Source organism: Klebsiella sp. Ech2A (assembly GCF_030078455.1).
Classification (GTDB): Bacteria; Pseudomonadota; Gammaproteobacteria; order Enterobacterales; family Enterobacteriaceae; genus Klebsiella; species Klebsiella terrigena.
The window spans coordinates 1-20,535 of sequence record NZ_JAQGFU010000017.1 but is presented as its reverse complement, the minus strand read 5'-3'; the positions used below and the strand labels follow the sequence as shown (position 1 = coordinate 20,535).

At 57.9% G+C, this 20,535-nt stretch carries 17 protein-coding genes; 11 read left to right on the top strand and 6 right to left on the bottom strand.

The features are described from left to right. The first annotated feature begins 53 nt into the window (after positions 1-53). The 5 genes from trxB to infA all read left to right on the top strand — a co-directional run bounded on the left by trxB (position 54) and on the right by infA (position 6,204). Positions 54-1,022: a thioredoxin-disulfide reductase gene (gene trxB / locus PFH44_RS06260; RefSeq protein WP_045854636.1), complete on the top strand. Its 969-nt coding sequence runs from the start codon at positions 54-56 to the stop codon at positions 1,020-1,022. A gap of 113 nt (positions 1,023-1,135) precedes the next feature. Further along, a complete protein-coding gene (gene cydD, locus PFH44_RS06255) occupies positions 1,136-2,902 on the top strand; it encodes a heme ABC transporter permease/ATP-binding protein CydD (protein ID WP_045854635.1) in 1,767 nt (588 codons plus the stop codon). Next, positions 2,903-4,624, top strand: a complete 1,722-nt coding sequence (gene cydC / locus PFH44_RS06250; protein WP_283824583.1) for a heme ABC transporter ATP-binding protein/permease CydC — start codon at positions 2,903-2,905, stop codon at positions 4,622-4,624. Positions 4,625-4,768: 144 nt separating this feature from the next. Next, the gene (gene aat, locus PFH44_RS06245) at positions 4,769-5,473 is read left to right on the top strand and encodes a leucyl/phenylalanyl-tRNA--protein transferase (RefSeq protein WP_283824596.1); all 705 of its coding nucleotides are present in this window, start codon (positions 4,769-4,771) and stop codon (positions 5,471-5,473) included. A 512-nt stretch (positions 5,474-5,985) separates the two neighbouring features. Continuing rightward, entirely contained in the window at positions 5,986-6,204 is a 219-nt protein-coding gene (gene infA, locus PFH44_RS06240) for a translation initiation factor IF-1 (protein WP_002211347.1), read from the top strand. 136 nt (positions 6,205-6,340) lie between these two features. Here the strand turns inward: infA and clpA are convergent, their stop codons facing one another. Then, positions 6,341-8,620, bottom strand: coding sequence for an ATP-dependent Clp protease ATP-binding subunit ClpA (gene clpA / locus PFH44_RS06235; RefSeq protein ID WP_283824582.1), 2,280 nt, complete (start codon positions 8,618-8,620; stop codon positions 6,341-6,343). A gap of 30 nt (positions 8,621-8,650) precedes the next feature. Continuing rightward, a complete protein-coding gene (clpS, locus tag PFH44_RS06230; RefSeq protein ID WP_041144775.1) occupies positions 8,651-8,968 on the bottom strand; it encodes an ATP-dependent Clp protease adapter ClpS in 318 nt (105 codons plus the stop codon). A gap of 325 nt (positions 8,969-9,293) precedes the next feature. Here clpS and cspD point away from each other — a divergent pair, with 325 nt between their 5' ends. Next, positions 9,294-9,515, top strand: coding sequence for a cold shock-like protein CspD (gene cspD, locus PFH44_RS06225; protein WP_004860015.1), 222 nt, complete (start codon positions 9,294-9,296; stop codon positions 9,513-9,515). A gap of 68 nt (positions 9,516-9,583) precedes the next feature. Here the strand turns inward: cspD and macB are convergent, their stop codons facing one another. The 3 genes from macB to PFH44_RS06210 all read right to left on the bottom strand — a co-directional run bounded on the left by macB (position 9,584) and on the right by PFH44_RS06210 (position 14,402). Next, positions 9,584-11,530 (bottom strand): macrolide ABC transporter ATP-binding protein/permease MacB, encoded by a 1,947-nt coding sequence (gene macB / locus PFH44_RS06220; protein WP_283824581.1) that lies wholly within the window; start codon positions 11,528-11,530, stop codon positions 9,584-9,586. Continuing rightward, on the bottom strand, positions 11,527-12,642 hold the full coding sequence (macA, locus tag PFH44_RS06215; RefSeq protein ID WP_283824580.1) for a macrolide transporter subunit MacA: 1,116 nt from the start codon (positions 12,640-12,642) through the stop codon (positions 11,527-11,529). Before macA ends, macB begins: the two co-directional genes overlap by 4 nt. Positions 12,643-12,743: 101 nt before the next feature. After that, positions 12,744-14,402 (bottom strand): ATP-dependent endonuclease, encoded by a 1,659-nt coding sequence (locus tag PFH44_RS06210; RefSeq protein WP_045854630.1) that lies wholly within the window; start codon positions 14,400-14,402, stop codon positions 12,744-12,746. 392 nt (positions 14,403-14,794) lie between these two features. Here PFH44_RS06210 and aqpZ point away from each other — a divergent pair, with 392 nt between their 5' ends. From aqpZ to hcr, 4 genes are all read left to right on the top strand, one after another. Beyond that, a complete protein-coding gene (gene aqpZ, locus PFH44_RS06205) occupies positions 14,795-15,490 on the top strand; it encodes an aquaporin Z (RefSeq protein ID WP_041144770.1) in 696 nt (231 codons plus the stop codon). 127 nt (positions 15,491-15,617) lie between these two features. After that, positions 15,618-16,517 (top strand): LysO family transporter, encoded by a 900-nt coding sequence (locus tag PFH44_RS06200; RefSeq protein ID WP_283824579.1) that lies wholly within the window; start codon positions 15,618-15,620, stop codon positions 16,515-16,517. A 145-nt stretch (positions 16,518-16,662) separates the two neighbouring features. Further along, positions 16,663-18,315: a hydroxylamine reductase gene (gene hcp / locus PFH44_RS06195; protein WP_045855434.1), complete on the top strand. Its 1,653-nt coding sequence runs from the start codon at positions 16,663-16,665 to the stop codon at positions 18,313-18,315. A gap of 11 nt (positions 18,316-18,326) precedes the next feature. Beyond that, on the top strand, positions 18,327-19,295 hold the full coding sequence (gene hcr / locus PFH44_RS06190; RefSeq protein WP_283824578.1) for an NADH oxidoreductase: 969 nt from the start codon (positions 18,327-18,329) through the stop codon (positions 19,293-19,295). 46 nt (positions 19,296-19,341) lie between these two features. On the opposite strand, the gene PFH44_RS06185 is transcribed toward hcr, so the two are convergent. Further along, a complete protein-coding gene (locus tag PFH44_RS06185) occupies positions 19,342-19,776 on the bottom strand; it encodes a DoxX family protein (RefSeq protein WP_045854626.1) in 435 nt (144 codons plus the stop codon). A 152-nt stretch (positions 19,777-19,928) separates the two neighbouring features. Between PFH44_RS06185 and PFH44_RS06180 the strand changes: the two genes are divergently transcribed. Further along, on the top strand, positions 19,929-20,535 hold a 607-nt coding region (locus tag PFH44_RS06180; protein WP_283824577.1), incomplete at its 3' end, for a thiamine pyrophosphate-binding protein.

Here is a 20,535-nt window from a genome sequence, read left to right as displayed (position 1 = left end):
AACAAATTCCCTACAATCCAGCCCAATGTATGCCAATAAATTATGGGGTTCTCATGGGCACGGCCAAACACAGTAAGCTGCTAATTCTTGGTTCTGGACCTGCGGGATACACCGCTGCGGTCTATGCCGCACGTGCAAACCTGCATCCGGTGCTGATTACCGGGATGGAAAAAGGGGGTCAGCTGACCACCACCACGGAAGTGGAAAACTGGCCTGGGGATCCGAACGATCTGACCGGGCCGCTGCTGATGGAACGTATGCACGAGCATGCGGCCAAGTTCGAAACCGAAATTCTTTTCGATCATATCAACAGCGTCGATCTGCAGAACCGTCCGTTCCGCCTGGTCGGCGATAGCGGCGAATACACCTGCGACGCGCTGATTATCGCGACCGGCGCTTCCGCACGCTATCTCGGCCTGCCGTCTGAAGAAGCCTTTAAGGGCCGCGGCGTTTCCGCCTGTGCCACCTGCGACGGTTTCTTCTACCGTAACCAGAAGGTCGCGGTTATCGGCGGCGGCAACACCGCGGTTGAAGAAGCGCTGTATCTCTCTAACATCGCGTCTGAAGTCCACCTGATCCACCGTCGCGACACCTTCCGCGCTGAAAAAATTCTCATCAAGCGCCTGATGGACAAAGTGGCAAGCGGCAACATCGTGCTGCATACCCACCGCACCCTGGAAGAAGTGACCGGCGACCAGATGGGCGTCAGCGGCCTGCGCCTGCGCGATACGCAGAATGCGGACAACGTTGAATCGCTGGAAGTCGCGGGCCTGTTTGTCGCTATCGGCCACAGCCCGAACACGGCGATTTTTGCCGGTCAGCTGGAGCTGGAAAACGGCTATATCAAGGTTCAGTCCGGCATTCACGGCAACGCGACCCAAACCAGCGTGGCTGGCGTCTTCGCCGCCGGCGACGTGATGGACCATATCTACCGTCAGGCTATTACCTCTGCCGGCACCGGCTGCATGGCCGCGCTGGACGCCGAGCGCTATCTCGACGGCCTGGCTGACGCTTGCAAATAATCTTTACAAGTCAGTAACAAAGGTAAAGAAGGCGACGAAAAGTCGCCTTTATTTTTTCCGCGTTGTAACATTGCCGTGCCCAAAAACCTATAACTCCACCTGCTAAGTGCGCAATGAATAAAACCCGTCAACAAGAGTTAACCCGCTGGTTAAAAGAACAGAGCATTCTCTCCCGTCGCTGGTTGATGATTTCCCGCGCGCTGGGCGTCATTAGCGGGCTGCTGATCGTCGCTCAGGCCTGGCTGCTGGCGCGGATCCTTCACCGCATGATCATGGAGAATATTCCGGCGACGGCGCTGGTGCTGCCGTTTACCGTGCTGGTGCTGATTTTCGTCCTCCGCGCGTGGGTGGTATGGCTGCGCGAGCGGGTAGGCTTTTATGCCGGGCAGCATATCCGCTATGAGATCCGTCGCCAGGTGCTCGACCGCCTGCAGGAGGCCGGTCCGGCGTGGATCCAGGGCAAGCCTGCGGGCAGCTGGGCCACGCTTATCCTCGAGCAAATCGACGATATGCACGATTACTATGCGCGCTATCTGCCGCAGATGACGCTGGCCGCGTGCGTGCCGCTGCTCATCGTTATCACTATTTTCCCGATTAACTGGGCGGCGGCGCTGATCCTTCTCGGCACCGCGCCGCTGATCCCGATGTTTATGGCGCTGGTCGGAATGGGTGCCGCGGATGCAAACCGCCGCAACTTCCAGGCGCTGGCGCGGCTGAGCGGCCACTTCCTCGACCGCCTGCGCGGCATGGAAACGCTGCGTATTTTCGACCGCGGCGCCGCGGAAACCGACAATATTCGCGAGGCTTCGCAGGATTTCCGCCAGCGCACGATGGACGTCCTGCGTCTTGCCTTCCTCTCCTCCGGGGTGCTGGAATTTTTCACTTCCCTCTCCATTGCGCTGGTGGCGGTCTATTTCGGTTTCTCCTACCTGGGCGAGCTGAACTTTGGTCATTACGGCGCAGGCGTTACCCTGATGGCCGGCTTTTTGACCCTGATCCTCGCGCCGGAGTTTTTCCAGCCCCTGCGCGATCTGGGTACCTTCTACCACGCTAAGGCGCAGGCTATCGGCGCGGCGGACAGCCTGAAAAGCTTTATGGAAACGCCGCTGGCGCAGGCCGAGCGCGGCGAGAAGGTGCTTAGCGACAACGAGCTGGTGAGTCTTGAAGCGCGCGATCTGCGGATCAAATCACCGGAAGGCAAGGTGCTGGCAGGGCCGCTGAACTTCTCCCTGCCCGCCGGTAAGCGGGTGGTGCTGGTTGGGCAAAGCGGTTCCGGCAAAAGCTCGCTGCTGAATACGCTGGCGGGCTTTCTGCCCTATGACGGTTCGCTGATGGTCAACGGCGTTGAGCTGCGCGATCTTGATAGCCAGCGCTGGCATCGGATGCTGAGCTGGGTTGGACAAAACCCGCAGCTGCCGGCGGCTACGCTGCGTGAAAACGTACTTCTGGCGTGGCCTGAAGCGACCGAGGCGCAGCTTCAGCTGGCGCTGGATAAGGCCTGGGTCAGCGAATTTATCTCGCAGCTGCCGCAGGGCATTAATACGCCGGTGGGCGATCAGGCGGCCCGCATATCGGTTGGCCAGGCGCAGCGTATCGCCGTCGCGCGCGCGCTGCTGGTTCCCTGCCGTCTGCTGCTGCTCGATGAGCCTGGCGCCAGCCTCGACGCCCACAGCGAGCAGCGGGTGATGCAGGCCCTGTCAAACGCCTCTTCGCAGCAAACCACGCTGATGGTTACCCACCAGCTCGAAGGTATAGCCGGCTGGGACGCTATCTGGGTGATGCAAAACGGACAGATTGTCGAACAGGGCGAGTATTCACAGCTTGCCGCCGCCGAAGGGCCCTTCGCGACCCTGCTGGCCCATCGTCAGGAGGAGATTTAAATGCGCGCATTATTACCTTACCTGGCGCTGTACAAGCGGCACATATGGCTGCTGATGCTCGGCGTGGTGCTGGCGATCGTCACCCTGCTGGCGAGCATCGGGCTGCTGACGCTGTCGGGCTGGTTCCTCTCGGCGTCGGCCGTCGTCGGCGTTGCCGGTATCTACAGCTTTAACTACATGCTGCCCGCCGCCGGCGTGCGCGGCGCGGCGATAATTCGTACCGCCGGGCGCTACTTTGAACGCCTGGTGAGCCACGACGCGACTTTCCGCGTCCTCCAGCATCTGCGCGTTTTCACGTTCAGCAAGCTGCTGCCGCTCTCCCCTGCCGGACTGGCGCGTTTTCGCCAGGGCGAGCTGCTTAACCGCATCGTTGCCGACGTCGATACTCTGGATCACCTCTATCTGCGGGTTATCTCGCCGCTGGTGGGGGCGCTGGTGGTCATTCTGGTGGTCACCGCCGGCCTGAGTATTCTGGACGTCACCCTGGCCCTAACGCTGGGCGGCATCATGCTGCTGACCGTGCTGATACTGCCGCCGCTGTTTTACCGGGCCGGTAAACCCGCCGGTGAGTGCATAACCCAAATGCGCGGCCAGTATCGCCAGCAGCTCACCGCCTGGCTGCAGGGCCAGGCGGAGCTGATGCTGTTTAACGCCAGCGATCGCTACCGCGAGCAGCTGGAGAAAACCGAACAGCGCTGGCAGGATGCCCAGCGACGTCAGGCCGAACTCACGGCGCTTTCCCAGGCGCTGATGCTGCTGATTGGCGGCGTTGCGGTGATTGCGATGCTGTGGCTGACCTCCGCCGGCGTGGGCGGCAATAGCCAGCCGGGCGCGCTGATCGCGCTCTTTGTTTTCTGCGCCCTGGCGGCGTTTGAGGCGCTGGCGCCGGTCACCGGCGCGTTCCAGCACCTCGGGCAGGTCATCGCCTCCGCGCGGCGGATTACGCAAATCACCGAGCAGCTGCCGGAAGTCTCCTTTGCGCAGAGCGCGGACCAGACCTTCTCACGCGTGGCGCTGACGCTGAATCAGGTCACCTTTAGCTATCCGCAGCAGCCCACCGCGGCGCTGGAGAATCTCTCGCTACAGGTTGCTGCCGGCGATCACATCGCTATTCTCGGACGCACCGGCTGCGGGAAATCGACCCTGCTGCAGCTGCTTACCCGCGCCTGGGATCCGGCCCAGGGCGAGATTTTAATCAACGACCAGCCGCTTGCGCAGCTCAACGAGACGACCCTGCGCCGGGCAATGAGCGTGGTTCCTCAGCGCGTGCACCTGTTTAGCGCAACGCTGCGCGACAACCTGCTGCTGGCGGCACCGCAGGCGAGCGATGCGCACCTGGTCAACATCCTCGAGCGCGTTGGGCTCGGCAAGCTACTCGACGACAGCGGCCTCAACGGCTGGCTGGGAGAAGGCGGTCGCCAGCTTTCCGGCGGCGAGCTGCGCCGATTAGCCATTGCCCGCGCCCTGCTTCACGACGCGCCGCTGATGCTGCTTGATGAGCCGACCGAAGGCCTGGACGCCACAACCGAAAGCCAAATCCTTGATTTACTGGCCGAAGTGATGAAAGAAAAAACTGTGCTGATGGTCACCCACCGCCTGCGCGGGCTGGCGCGTTTTAATCAGATAATTATCATGGACAACGGCAAGATTATTGAGCAAGGTAGTCACGCAGAACTGCTGGCTCAACAGGGGCGCTACTACCAGTTTAAGCAGCGCCTGTAGGTCAATCGTTATCGGGCCATTGCCGCCGGGCATCCCGAATGATTTTGTGTATATACTCTATGAGTTTCAGGTACGCGCATACTGCGCTGACGCCTGAAAGACAGCGAATATACTGGACAATTGCTGGTGCGTATTGAGGTTAAAATGCGTCTGGTTCAGCTCTCCCGTCAGTCCATTGCCTTCCCCGCGCCGGAAGGCGCCCTGCGTGAACCGAACGGCCTGCTGGCGCTGGGTGGCGATCTTAGCCCCGCGCGCCTGCTTATGGCCTATCAGCACGGCATCTTTCCGTGGTTTTCACCGGGAGATCCTATTTTATGGTGGTCTCCCGATCCCCGCGCGGTTCTGTGGCCCGGGCAGTTTCATCTCAGCCGCAGCATGAAACGCTTCCACCAGCACTCTCCCTATCGCGTGACGCTGAACCATGCCTTTGGCGAGGTGATTGAAGGCTGCGCCGCCAATCGCGATGAGGGCACCTGGATAACCGCCAGCATCGTCAAGGCCTATCACCAGCTGCACGAACTCGGGCACGCGCACTCAATCGAGGTGTGGCGCGATAAGACGCTGGTTGGCGGCATGTACGGCGTGGCTCAGGGGGCGCTGTTTTGCGGCGAGTCGATGTTCAGCCAGGCGGAAAACGCGTCGAAAACGGCCCTGCTGGTATTCTGCCAGGCATTTATGCGCGACGGTGGCCAGTTAATTGACTGCCAGGTGCTAAATAACCACACCGCGTCGCTGGGCGCCGTTGAAATTCCCCGCCGCGACTATCTCGACCGGCTGGCGCAATTGCGCAGCCAGCGTTTACCGGAAAGATTTTGGGTGCCGAGGGTGCTATTTACCGGCAATGTGTAAATGTTTTCAGCACATTCTTCGCCGGGATGGTATAATTGCGCGGTAGAGTAGCTTCTGCCCGTTGCCCCGCCGCCGTTTGGGAATAATAAGAGTCAGATAACGCCCATCGTTCTGTCACTCCCCCCTTTACGTTTGCGCCTGTCGTGCGGTTTATCCGCGTGCGTTCCGGGCAATGCGCCAAAACTACTTCAGTGATTTAAACCCAAACTTATTCATGATGCGCCGGGACGACAAACCAAACGCCAGGCAGCATCAATAACTATGTGACCGTGAGAACTAAGGCAGCCAGAAAGATAAAGTATATAGACTCGCAACAGCTCGGGTTGCAGGCGGGCGGCAAGTGAACGGATCCCCAGCGCTTACTGAAAAAAAGTAGCCGGAATCGAAGAACGCAGCCAACGTGGACGCAACGCGAAGTGTGACGGGTACAAACGTAAAACTTTACTTACTCGCTGAACTTCGGCATTATCTTGCCGGTTCAAAACTACGGTAGTGATACCCCAGAGGACTAGATGGCCAAAGAAGACAATATTGAAATGCAGGGCACCGTACTTGACACGTTGCCTAACACAATGTTCCGCGTAGAACTGGAAAACGGTCACGTGGTAACTGCGCATATTTCCGGTAAAATGCGTAAGAACTACATCCGCATTCTGACGGGCGACAAAGTGACTGTTGAGCTGACCCCGTACGACCTGAGCAAAGGCCGCATTGTCTTCCGTAGTCGCTGATAGTTTTCCGCCCTCGTGGCGTCAGATGCAAAAGGCCGGGATAATTCCCGGTCTTTTTACATCCCCGCTCCGCTAAGCGACTGCGGATATAAAAAAACCGGCCCGCAGGCCGGTTTTTGACGTTTCAGAGTAAGAATTAATGCGCCGTTTCCGGTTTGTGCTTCTGCGCACTCTGGAAATCATAGGTCAGCGAACTCTTCTCTTTATCCAGCGCAACGGTCACCTGGCCGCCGTCAACTAACGAACCAAACAGCAGCTCGTTGGCCAGAGGTTTCTTCAGGTTATCCTGAATCACCCGCGCCATTGGACGCGCGCCCATTGCCCGGTCATAGCCTTTCTCTGCCAGCCAGTCTCGCGCTTCCTGACTCACTTCCAGCGACACGCCTTTCTGATCCAGCTGAACCTGCAGCTCGACGATAAACTTATCCACCACCTGATGGATTACCGTCGTTGACAGGTGATCGAACCAGATAATGTTGTCGAGGCGGTTACGGAACTCCGGCGTAAAGATCTTCTTGATCTCATCCATCGCATCCGGACTGTTATCCTGATGAATAAGGCCAATCGACTTACGCTCGGTTTCGCGCACGCCGGCGTTGGTGGTCATCACCAGCACCACGTTGCGGAAGTCCGCCTTGCGGCCGTTGTTGTCGGTCAGCGTCCCGTTGTCCATCACCTGCAGCAGCAGGTTAAAGACATCAGGGTGCGCTTTTTCAATCTCATCAAGCAGCAGCACCGCGTGCGGATGTTTAATGACCGCATCGGTCAGCAGCCCGCCCTGATCGAAACCAACGTAGCCCGGAGGCGCACCGATCAAACGGCTCACGGTGTGACGCTCCATATATTCGGACATATCAAAGCGCAGCAGCTCGATACCCAGCGCCTTGGCCAGCTGTACGGTGACCTCGGTTTTCCCGACGCCGGTTGGTCCGGCGAACAGGAAGGAGCCCACCGGCTTATGCTCGTGGCCCAGTCCGGCACGCGCCATCTTGATGGCTTCGGTTAAAGCCTCGATCGCCTTGCCCTGACCAAAGACCAGCATTTTCAGCCGATCGCCAAGATTTCTCAGCGTATCGCGGTCGCTTTGGGAGACGCTCTTCTCAGGGATGCGGGCAATGCGCGCCACCACCGATTCGATATCCGCCACGTTAACCGTTTTCTTACGCTTGCTGGCCGGCATCAGCCGCGCCCGAGCGCCCGCTTCGTCGATAACATCTATCGCCTTGTCCGGCAGATGACGATCGTTAATGTATTTCACCGCCAGTTCAACCGCCGCACGCACCGCTTTCGCCGTGTAGCGCACGTCGTGATGCGCTTCGTACTTCGGCTTCAGGCCGTTAATAATCTGTACCGTCTCTTCTACCGAAGGTTCAGTAATGTCTATCTTCTGGAAACGCCGGGCTAACGCGCGGTCTTTTTCGAAGATATTGCTGAACTCCTGGTAGGTCGTCGACCCCATCACCCGAATCTTGCCGCTGGAGAGCAGCGGTTTAATCAGGTTGGCGGCGTCGACCTGGCCGCCGGATGCGGCGCCCGCACCGATGATGGTGTGGATTTCATCGATGAACAGAATGCTGTTGGTATCCTGCTCCAGCTGTTTCAGCAGCGCTTTGAAACGTTTTTCAAAATCGCCGCGGTATTTTGTCCCTGCCAGCAGGGAGCCGATATCCAGCGAATAGATCGTGCAATCGGCCATGATTTCCGGCACGTCGCCCTGCACGATTCGCCATGCCAGCCCTTCGGCAATCGCGGTTTTACCCACGCCGGACTCACCCACCAGCAGCGGGTTATTCTTACGACGGCGGCACAGAACCTGAATGGCACGCTCCAGCTCTTTTTCGCGACCAATCAGCGGATCGATTCCGCCAACGCGAGCAAGCTGATTGAGATTGGTGGTGAAGTTTTCCATACGATCCTCCCCGCCTGCTTGCTCTTCATTGCTGGGCTGGCTTCCGCTGTTATCGGAAGGCTGGCTCGGCTCGTCTTTACGCGTACCGTGAGAGATGAAGTTCACCACATCAAGGCGGCTGACTTCATGTTTACGCAGCAGATAGGCCGCCTGCGACTCCTGCTCGCTAAAAATAGCGACCAAAACGTTGGCACCGGTCACTTCGCTGCGGCCAGAGGATTGTACGTGGAAGACGGCACGCTGCAGTACGCGCTGGAAGCTCAGCGTCGGCTGAGTGTCGCGCTCTTCTTCCGTAGCGGGTAGAACAGGCGTGGTCTGTTCGATGAAGGCTTCAAGTTCCTGACGCAGCGCCACCAGGTCCACGGAACACGCTTCCAGCGCGTCGCGGGCCGAAGGGTTGCTGAGCAGCGCCAGCAGCAAGTGCTCGACGGTCATGAACTCATGACGGTGCTCGCGCGCTCTGGCGAAAGCCATGTTTAAACTGAGTTCCAGTTCTTGATTGAGCATAGGCACCTCCCCCAATTTTCTTGCCTGTCTTCAGGCTTTCTCTAGCGTACACAGCAATGGATGCTCGTTCTCCTTCGCATACTGGCTCACCATCGCAACTTTGGTTTCCGCAACCTCTGCGGTAAATACACCACAAATCGCTTTACCTTGATAGTGAACCGTCAACATCAGCTGCGTTGCACGTTCTACATCATAAGAAAAGAATTTTTGTAACACGTCAATAACAAACTCCATTGGAGTGTAGTCATCATTGAGCAATATCACTTTATACATCGATGGTGGTTTAAGCTCATTACGCACTTCGTCTTCTACCAGCTGATCGAAGTCCAGCCAATCTCTCTTACTCATCGTCAGTATTCATCATCGGTTGCTGTTGCCAACAGGCGGTGGCCTGTCGATGACCAAAAGTTATGCTCATCACAAATCTACAATAGATCATAGATAACTATCATCTATTACTTCCATCCGCGATGTCCGTCACATTCCCCGGCAATAGCGTTAACTGCTTCAAATTTTGACGCATTTTTCGCCTTCCCCTGGCGTCAATCGCTTGACGCCTTTTCCTATTTCTCTAAATTGTACTGGCGAGAGTTGGCGAGCATTTGAACAACTCGTCACTCCACTACCGGTTCATTCCATCTTACTTATAAAGAATTACGAAGGATGTCGAAGTATGGAAATGGGTACTGTTAAGTGGTTCAACAATGCCAAAGGGTTTGGTTTTATTTGCCCTGAGGGCGGAGGCGAAGACATTTTCGCCCATTACTCCACCATCCAGATGGATGGTTACAGAACGCTAAAAGCCGGACAAGCCGTTCGGTTTGATGTTCACCAGGGACCGAAAGGTAATCACGCCAGCGTGATTGTTCCTGTAGAAGCGGAAGCGGCTGCATAACTCTTTCGCTTCATTGTGTACATCCCGCCAGTAAAATGCCAGTCCTTCTGACTGGCATTTTTTTAGCGCTACTCGCGAGCCAGCGCATCCACCGGGTCAAGGCGTGCGGCGTTTCGCGCAGGAAGCCAGCCAAACAGCACGCCGGTTAGAGTCGAACATAAAAACGCCGTCAGCAGCGCCAGCGGTGAGAAGCCAATCTCCCAGCCGGGTAAAAAGAGCTGCAGCACAAAGGCAATCATCAGCGATAGGGTCACGCCGAGCGCGCCGCCCACCAGACAGACTAAAACAGCCTCAATCAGAAACTGCTGCAGCACGTCGCTGGCCCGCGCCCCGACCGCCATGCGGATGCCTATCTCGCGGGTCCGTTCGGTGACCGATACCAGCATAATATTCATCACGCCAATACCGCCAACCACCAGCGCGATAACCGCCACCAAAGTCAGAAACAGCTGTAGTGTATGTGTGGTCCGTTCCGCCGTTTTCAAGATGCTGTCCATGTTCCAGGTGAAAACATCTTTTTTGCCGTGCCGCAGCTCGAACAGACGTAACAGCTGCTGTTCGGCGGTTGAGCTATCGTATCCTTCATGCACCCGCACGGTGATTGAGTTCAGCCACGACTGCCCCATCACCCTCCCGGCCATAGTGGTATAAGGCAGCCAGACCCGGAGGATTTTGCTGCTGCCGAACATCGACTGCTTCTCATCCGCCACGCCAATCACCGTCGCGGGCATATTGCCAACCAGAATAACTTCGCCCACCACCCGCGCCTTGTGCGGAAAGAGCTGGCGTCGGGTATTGCTGTCCAGCACCACCACCTGCGCCCGGCTGCTTAGCTGCAGCTCATTGAAGGTATTGCCTTCGCTAAAGGTCATGCCGTAGACGTTAAAATACTGCGCCCCGACGCCCTCGGCGCTGGCGGCAACGTCGATATTATCGGCGCGCAGGCGCAGGTTTTTCGATACCGCAGGCGTCGCCGAGCTGACCCAGGGCTGCTTCTGAATAGCCAGCAGATCGTCATACTTCAGCGCCTGCTGATAGCGGGGATCGTCATCGCCGAAATCCTTCCCGGGATAGACATCAATCGTGTTAGTGCCGATGGCGCGAATATCCGCCAGCACCATCTGCTTCGCCGCATCGCCCACCACCACAATCGACACCACCGAAGCGATGCCGATAATAATACCGAGCATGGTGAGCAGGGTGCGCATTTTGTTGGCGGTCATTGCCCGCCAGGCCATCACCAGCGCTTCGCGAAAGCCGCTGCTGAACTGACGCCACGCGGAGGGTTCGGCCGCAGGGCTCTGGCGAATAACGCCGGCGCTGCTCGCGCCCTTAGGCGGCGGATTACGCACGATCTCGCCGTCATGGATCTCAACGATCCGCTCGGCCTGCGCCGCCACCAGCGGATCGTGGGTGACGATAATTACCGTATGCCCCTGCGATTTCAGCTGATGCAGGATAGCCATCACCTCTTCGCCGGAATGGCTGTCCAGCGCGCCGGTCGGCTCATCCGCCAGAATAACTTCCCCGCCGTTCATTAGCGCACGGGCAATGCTCACCCGCTGCTGCTGGCCGCCGGAGAGCTGCGAAGGCTGATACTCCGCCCGATCGCCAAGCCCCAGCCGCACCAGCAGCTCACGCGCGCGCTCCAGGCGAGCCCGTCGCTCAGTGCCGGCGTAGACCGCCGGCACCTCGACGTTCTGTACCGCCGTCAGGTGCGACAGCAGATGGTAGCGCTGGAAGATAAAGCCAAAATGCTCTCGCCGCAGCCGGGCCAGCTCGTCACCGTTGAGCCGCGATACGTCGGTGCCCGCCACCCGATAGGTGCCGCTGCTCGGCTTATCGAGACAGCCGAGGATGTTCATCAGGGTCGATTTACCGGAGCCGGAAGCGCCGACAATAGCGACCATCTCTCCGGCGTTGATGCTCAGCGTGACCCCCTTCAGGACATCAACGCTCCCGTCGCCGGAAAGATAGCTGCGGCGTATATCACGCAGTTCGAGCAGCGCCGTCATTTAGCCGTCCCGGGCGCGCTTTCCCCGACGATGACCTCATCGCCTTCGTCCAGGCCCTTGACTATCGCCACATAGATATCGTTGCGCGCGCCGATGGTGACCTCGCGCTCTTTAACCTCGCCGGTGCGCAGCAGCCGCACGCGATAGCGGTTTTCGCCGATGGCATCCCCCAGCGCGCTCAGCGGAATGGTGATCACATTTTTCACTTCCGCCATCTGGATATGGACCTGAGCCGTCATGTCGAGGCGCAGGATCCCCTGCGGGTTCGGGACCTCAAAGCGGGCGTAGTAGAAGATAGCGTCGTTCACCTTTTCCGGAGTGGGTAAAATATCCTTCAGGCTCCCTTCGTAGCGGGTAAGCGGGTCGCCAAGCACGGTGAACCACGCCTTTTGCCCGGCGCGAAGGTGGATCACGTCCGCCTCAGAGACCTGCGCCTTCACCAGCATGGTGCTGAGATCGGCGAGGGTCAGAATATTCGGCGCCTGCTGGGCGGCAATCACCGTCTGCCCCTGCAGGGTGGTGATTTGCGTCACTTCCCCGGACATCGGGGCCACAATTTTAGTGTAATCTAGGTTAGTTTTCGCGGTATCCAGCGTGGCCTGGTTGCGCTTAACCTGCGCCTCGATGGTGCCAATCTGCGCCTCTTTGACCGCTAAATCGGTGGCCGCAGTATCCAGCTCCTGACGCGAAACCAGCTGGCGCTGCGCCAGCTGCTGCTGACGCGCTAAGGTCACGGCGGCCAGCTGACGCTCGGCGCGGGCCTGATTCAGCTGCGCGCGCAGCTCCATCAGCGTCGCCTCAACTTCTTTAATCTGGTTCTCCGCCTGTTCGGGATCGATAACCCCCAGCAGCTGATCCTTCTGTACCTTGTCGCCGATACTCACGCGCAGCGTTTTCAGCTGCCCGCTCACCTGCGCGCCAACGTCGACTTTACGTACCGCGTCCAGCTTACCGGTCGCCAGCACGCTCTGCTGGAGATCGCCTTTACGCACCACCAGAGTCTGATACTGCGGCAGCGGCGCATTCAGCACCCGCCATCCCCAGATGGCCAGAGCCAGTACGATAATGGCCAGTAGCCACCAGACTTTCCTGCGTTTTCCATTGAGCTTCATAAAAATTCCTGATGTTTTAAACCGCAGCGCAAGCCGATGATTCTATCTGGAGATAGCGAAAACATAACCCTGAATTTGCTGCATCCTTACCGCAAGCGCACTTAATCCGCCCGGCCACGCGCCAGCCACAGCACGCGGGAGAACATTTTCTTCAGCAGCGTCGGCACGGATTCAATCCCGCGCCTTCCGGCTTCCATCGCCACTTCAATCGCCAGGTCCGGCTTTGATGAGCGATGAATAGCTTTGGTGATCACCCGCCGCATATTCATCGGCACGTTTGGCGGCAGCTGCGCCACCCGATGATAAACATCGTTGAAGCCCTGGCGATACATAAAGTGTTCCATGTCCAGCGCCGGCAGCGTCGTTAAATGGTCGCGCTCCAGGTCGCGATCGTCGTTAAGCAGGCTGCGCACCGTCGCGGCGTATTTCTTCCCCGCCTCGTCGCCATCGACCAGGACGTGCCATTGAATGCCCATCCGGCGGGCGAACTTAATCAACGGCTTTAGTCCCGACTGGGCAAACTCAATCACCTTCACCCCTTCCGCATCAAAGTGATGCCCGCACTGTCTGGCCAGTTCGTTGATAACCCAGGTTTCGGTCTCCCCTTCCACCAGCAGCCAGCAGCGGGCAAACAGCGACGAGGCGCGATTGAAGCGAATGTGGAAGGCGATGCGCCGGCTGTCTTCGGCATTCATTCCTCCCGGCCCAAGCCGCCAGGCCGAGACGCGCGACGATTCGCGCACCAGGCGGCAGACGTGCTCAACGGGGGTCAGCGACAGCAGCTCGCCGGAGTTGGTGGTGGTCACGCGCTGCAGCGGCAGTAGGTTGAGCAGATGCCAGGCGACGGAGAGCATAATCGGGTGCAGCCGGGTTTCCGGATCTTCAATCAGCAGCAGCGGCCGCGCGTCGCGGTCGAGCCGGACCGTGCCCTTGGCCTGCAGCAGAGTAGAGAACAGCCCGAGCAGGATGACCCGGTGGCTTCGCCCGCCGGGCTTATCAATCATCCGGTTGATGATATCCAGATAGCGCCAGCTGCGCTGTTCATCGTGGGAATGGCGGCGCATCAGGCGGTTGCGGGACTGCACGCTGCTCTGCTCAGCAAAATAGTGTTCAAGGAGCTGCACCATGGCCGACAGCCCCTGACGAATCTGACCGTCGGTTAAATTTTGCGGATGGCTCACCAGCTCCCGGGAGAGATAATCCAGCTGGCGGGCGGTGATTTCAATTTGCGGAGAGTGCGGCACGCTGTCGTTATGGATGCGCCGCATAAAGCGGGCGTCGCGCAGGCGCAGGACCGGCATCAGGCGCACCAGATGGCGCACGAGCTCGTCAATATCCTCCAGCTCCAGCGCTTCCCCTTTGCCGTCAATAAAGCTGCGCAGCGTCATGACGCTGCCATCATCAGCCAGCTCGCCCTCCAGACGATAGAAAATTCGCTGATAGCCGTCATCACAGGGGACCCAGCCGTCGCTGAGCGGGCGAAAGCGCCGCACCCGATGGTGGCCAGGCTCGCTCTCGCGGAAGGTCAGAATGATGTGCAGATGGTGCTCGCGTCCCTGCACGTCGCCGGGCGGGAACCAGAAATCATCCCGGACAAAATGATAAAGCTCGAACTCTGGCGACAAGAGCAGCGTCAGGGCATCCAGAAGGCTGGATTTTCCCCACGCATTCTCGCCGATCAGCACGTTATTTTGCTCCAGCATCAATGATAAACGATTGATACCGCGAAAACCGACGATCTCCACGCGTTCAAGAAGCATATCCCCTCCGCTCAGTCACCACTTTCTCCTTCAGTTATCAGCAGTATAGCGACACATGCTGGAACATGACACTGCCGTAAACGCCAATATCAGCAGAGGCGAAAAATAACGTTTTCAATATGATTATTGATAAGGGTATTTGTTTAAAAAATAATTCATTCACTGCAGCGGTTACATCTATTATTTTTGTACTACTCTTTTCTTGCGCAATGAATGGTATAAGGATTAACATCACCTTGCCCTAAATCAAACTACATCTATTTATTTAACTAGTTACGGGATGGCGATCGTCCATAGAATAGCGACGCTTTATTTTTATCTTCATCCTTTAGTTGATAAATAAAGATCGGCACGTTAAATCGTGCTCATTAACATTATTATTTGAGGTGGTTATGTTTAGAAAATTAGCAGCGGAATGTTTTGGTACATTCTGGCTTGTGTTCGGTGGCTGCGGTAGCGCAGTTCTTGCAGCAGCCTTCCCGGAGCTGGGAATAGGGTTTGCCGGGGTCGCTCTGGCCTTTGGTTTAACCGTATTAACGATGGCGTTTGCCGTGGGGCATATTTCCGGCGGGCACTTTAACCCGGCGGTGACCTTAGGCCTGTGGGCCGGCGGCCGTTTCCCGGCCAAAGACGTGATCGGCTATATTATCGCCCAGGTGGTTGGCGGTATTATTGCGGCCGGCGTTCTGTACGTGGTTGCCAGCGGTAAAGCGGGCTTTGACGCAGCGGCCAGCGGCTTTGCGTCCAACGGCTTTGGCGAACACTCTCCGGGCGGCTACTCAATGCTTTCGGCGATTGTCATCGAAATTGTGCTGACCTGCGGCTTCCTGCTGGTTATTCACGGCGCAACGGATAAAAACGCCCCGGCGGGCTTTGCACCGATCGCTATCGGCCTCGCGCTGACCTTAATTCATCTCATCAGCATTCCGGTAACCAATACCTCCGTCAACCCGGCGCGTAGCACCGCAGTCGCTATCTTCCAGGGCGGCTGGGCGCTGCAGCAGCTGTGGCTGTTCTGGGTTATGCCAATCATCGGCGGGATCCTCGGCGGCGTGCTCTACCGCACGCTGCTGGAAAAACGCAGCTAGTCTCACCGTAGACTCGCGCTCAGGCCCGGCTATGCCGGGCCTTTCTTTTTGGTGACGGCTTTACTCGGTACAATGATTTGGGTAGTGTCAGTGCCGCTATTTTCATTCTGCAAGGACCAGGCCGTTCATGTTTTCGGGATTATTAATCATTCTGCTGCCGTTGATTATCGGCTATATCGTTCCACTTCGTCAGCCGGTAGCGCTTAAAGTCATCGCGCGACTTTTAAGTTGGATTGTCTACGTTATCCTCTTTTTCATGGGGATCAGCCTCGCCTTCCTCGACAATTTAGCCAGCAACCTGCTTTCCATTCTTCATTACGCCGCGGTAAGCGTCGTCGTTATTATGCTGTGTAATATTGCGGCATTAATGTGGCTCGAGCAGAAGATGCCGTGGCGCAGCCAGCATCGGCAGGAGAAATTACCTTCGCGCGTGGCGATGGCAATGGAATCACTGCAGCTGTGCGGCGTGGTGCTTATTGGTTTTCTGATTGGCTTAAGCGGTCTGTCATTTCTGCAGCACGCCACCGAAGCCAGCGAATATACGCTGATCTTCCTGCTGTTCCTGATTGGTATTCAGCTGCGCAATAACGGCATGACCCTGCGGCAAATAGTGCTTAATCGCCGGGGAATGATTGTGGCGGTCGTCGTCATGGTCAGCTCATTACTCGGCGGGATGATCAACGCCTTTATTCTCGACCTGCCGCTAAAAACCGGGCTGGCAATGGCTTCAGGATTTGGCTGGTATTCGCTCTCAGGGATCCTGCTGACCGAATCCTACGGGCCGGTTATTGGCAGCGCCGCGTTCTTTAACGATCTTGCCCGTGAGTTGCTGGCGATTATGCTTATTCCCGGCCTGGTTCGCCGCAGCCGCTCAACGGCTTTAGGCCTCTGCGGCGCGACCTCGATGGACTTTACGCTGCCGGTATTACAGCGCTCCGGCGGCGTTGAAATCGTGCCGGCGGCGATTGTTCATGGCTTTATTCTCAGCCTGCTGGTGCCCATACTGATGGCCTTTTTCTCCGCTTAATACCCCTGTGGCGGTAGTCATCTACCGCCAAAATTGCGCTAAATCAATCTCCCTGTAAATTGTATTAGAAATACCTTTAATCCCTGCGCGCCCGGGCATAACCTTAAACATGTATATTAAATATAACTTTAAAAAAGGTGTGACCATGTTTTGTGTGCAATGTGAACAAACCATCCGTACCCCCGCAGGGAACGGCTGCTCTTACGCGCAGGGTATGTGCGGTAAAACGGCCGAAACCTCCGACCTGCAGGATCTGCTGATTGCCTCCCTGCAGGGCCTCTCCGCCTGGGCCGTTAAGGCTCGTGAATATGGCATCGTTGACCATGAAATTGATAACTTTGCGCCGCGTGCCTTCTTCTCCACGCTGACCAACGTTAACTTCGACTCTCCGCGCATCGTTGGCTACGCGCGTGAGGCCATCGCGATGCGCGATGCGCTGAAGGCCCAGTGCCTGAACATTGACGCCGGCGCGGCGGTAGACAACCCGATGGCCAGCCTGCAGCTGGTTAGCGACGATTTGGGCGACCTGCAGCGTCAGGCGGCTGAATTTACCCCGAATAAAGACAAACCGGACATCGGCGAGAACATCCTCGGCCTGCGTCTGCTGTGCCTGTACGGCCTGAAAGGCGCCGCGGCCTATATGGAGCACGCTCACGTTCTGGGTCAGTACGACAACGACATCTACGCTCAGTACCACAAAATTATGGCGTGGCTGGGCACCTGGCCTGCCGACCTGAACGCTCTGCTGGAGTGCTCAATGGAAATCGGCCAGATGAACTTCAAAGTGATGAGCATTCTGGACGCCGGTGAAACCACCAAATACGGTCACCCGACCCCGACACAGGTCAACGTGAAGTCCGTTGAAGGTAAGTGCATCCTGATCTCCGGCCACGACCTGAAAGATCTGTATAGCCTGCTCGAACAAACCGAAGGCACCGGCGTTAACGTCTATACCCACGGTGAAATGCTGCCGGCGCACGGCTACCCTGAGCTGCGTAAATTCAAACACCTGGTCGGTAACTACGGCAGCGGCTGGCAGAATCAGCAGGTTGAATTTGCCCGCTTCCCTGGCCCTATCGTGATGACCTCTAACTGCATCATCGATCCGACCGTTGGCGCCTATGACGACCGTATCTGGACCCGCAGCATCGTCGGCTGGCCGGGCGTGAGCCACCTTGAAGGCGAAAACTTCGCGCCGGTGATCGCCCAGGCGCAGCAGATGGCCGGCTTCCCGTATAGCGAAATTCCGCACCTGATCACCGTTGGCTTCGGCCGTCAGACCCTGCTGGGCGCGGCGGATACGCTGATCGACCTGGTCAGCCGTGAAAAACTGCGCCATATCTTCCTGGTCGGCGGCTGCGACGGCGCGCGCGGCGAGCGCAACTACTTCACCGACTTCGCGACCAGCGTTCCGGACGACTGCCTGATCCTGACCCTGGCCTGCGGTAAATATCGCTTCAACAAGCTGGACTTCGGCGACATCGAAGGCCTGCCGCGCCTGGTGGATGCCGGCCAATGTAACGACGCCTACTCGGCGATTATTCTGGCCGTCACCCTGGCGGAAAAACTGGGCTGCGGCGTGAACGACCTGCCGCTGTCGCTGGTGCTCTCCTGGTTCGAACAGAAAGCGATCGTTATCCTGCTGACCCTGCTCTCACTCGGCGTGAAAAACATCGTCACCGGCCCAACCGCTCCGGGCTTCTTCACCCCGGATCTGCTGGCAATCCTCAACGAGAAATTTGGCCTGCGCTCCGTGACTACCGTTGAACAAGACATGCAGCAACTGTTGAGCGCGTAAGGAGCGATCGAATGACTATGCCAACCCAGCAGTGCCCATGGCGGATGCAGGTACACCACATCCATCAGGAAACCCCGGACGTCTGGACGGTATCGCTGCTGTGCCACGACTACTATCCCTATCAGGCCGGGCAGTATGCACTGGTCAGCGTACGCAACTCGGCGGATACGCTGCGCGCCTACACGATCTCCTCTACGCCGGGCATCAGCGAGTACATTACGCTGACCGTGCGTCGTATTGATGACGGTGCCGGCTCTCAGTGGTTAACCCGTGACGTCAAGCGCGGTGACTACATCTGGCTGTCCGATGCGATGGGTGATTTTACCTGTGCAGATAAGCCGGCGGACCGTTTCCTGATGCTGGCAGCCGGCTGCGGCGTGACGCCGATTATGTCGATGCGTCGCTGGTTGGCGAAGTACCGCCCCGAGGCGGATGTGCAGGTCATTTTCAACGTGCGTTCGCCTGAGGACGTCATTTTCGCCGAAGAGTGGCGCCAGTATGCGGTAACCCTGGTGGCGGAAAACAACGCCACCCACGGCTTTGTTGCCGGCCGCCTGACCGCCGATCTGCTGAAAAGCGTGCCGGACCTGGCCTCGCGTACCGTGATGACCTGCGGGCCTGCGCCTTATATGGAAATGGTTGAGCGGGAGGTCAGCGCGCTGGGCGTCACGCGCTTCTTTAAAGAGAAGTTCTTTACGCCGGTTGCCCAGGCGGCCACCAGCGGGCTGAAGTTTACCAAACTGCAGCCGGCGCAGGAGTTCTATGCGCCGGTAGGCACCACCCTGCTGGAGGCGCTGGAAAGCAACAAGGTTCCGGTTACCGTCGCCTGCCGTGCCGGCGTCTGCGGCTGCTGCAAAACCAAAGTCGTTGCCGGCGACTATACGGTCAGCAGCACCATGACGCTGACCGGGCAGGAGATCGCCGACGGCTACGTGCTGGCCTGCTCCTGCCATCCGCAGGGCGATCTGGTTCTGGCCTAGCGGAGAATCATCCTCAACGACAAGCCCCGCCCCGGCGGGGCTTTTTTTATTTCCACGCCGGGTCTTTTACCAGCGAATAGCGGCCGGCGCCCATAAAGGCAATCGCCAGCGCGCCAATAAAGAAATAGACCAGGCTCTCAATCGCCCAGGCGCCGGTTTTGTCCAGCTGCCAGGTTTCTCCCGTACCGACCATCAGCCACGCCACCACCATGGTAAACGCCAGCACCAGCGCCGCCGGCCGGGTGAGGATCCCCAGAATCAGCAGGCACGGCGCCAGCACTTCACCCACCAGCACGCCGTAGGCAATAAACCCCGGTAGCCCCTTAGCCACCAGCATCCCGCTGATGCCCGCCACGCCGTCAAACAGCTTATGCAGCCCGTGGAACAACATCAGCCCACCCACGGCAAGTCGTAACAAGAGTTTGCCAAAATCGTCGTGAGTTAGCATTTTATTAACAGCATTTAACAGTGATTTAACCATCTGAAATGATTCCTGTTTACCCTTTTAGTGGTAAACAGATTATGCGGAATTTTCGCACAAAAATACCAGCTGAAAATGGGAGGGTGATGCGGGCGTAACGATGAGTTTCATCTAAGCTTGTAAGCGTTATCACATAAAGGAGATGGAGAACCATGAAACAGACCGTGGCCGCATACGTAGCGAAAACTCTTGAACAGGCCGGCGTGAAGCGCATCTGGGGCGTCACCGGCGACTCACTCAACGGATTGAGCGACAGCCTGAACCGCATGGGCACCATTGACTGGATGCCGACGCGCCATGAAGAAGTTGCCGCCTTTGCCGCCGGTGCCGAAGCCCAGCTTACCGGCGAGCTGGCGGTATGCGCGGGCTCCTGCGGCCCGGGCAACCTTCATCTGATCAACGGCCTTTTTGACTGTCACCGCAACCACGTCCCGGTGCTGGCCATCGCCGCCCACATTCCCTCCAGCGAAATCGGCAGCGGCTATTTTCAGGAAACCCATCCCCAGGAGCTGTTCCGCGAATGCAGCCACTATTGTGAGCTGGTCTCCACCCCGGAACAGATCCCGCAGGTGCTGGCCATCGCCATGCGCAAAGCGGTCCTCAACCGCGGCGTTTCGGTGGTGGTGCTGCCGGGAGACGTGGCGCTGAAGGCCGCCCCGGAAGGTGCCAGCAGCCACTGGTACTCCGCCCCGCTGCCGGAGGTGACGCCGCCGGCGGAAGAGATCGCCCGCCTGGCGCAGCTGCTGCGCTACTCCAGCA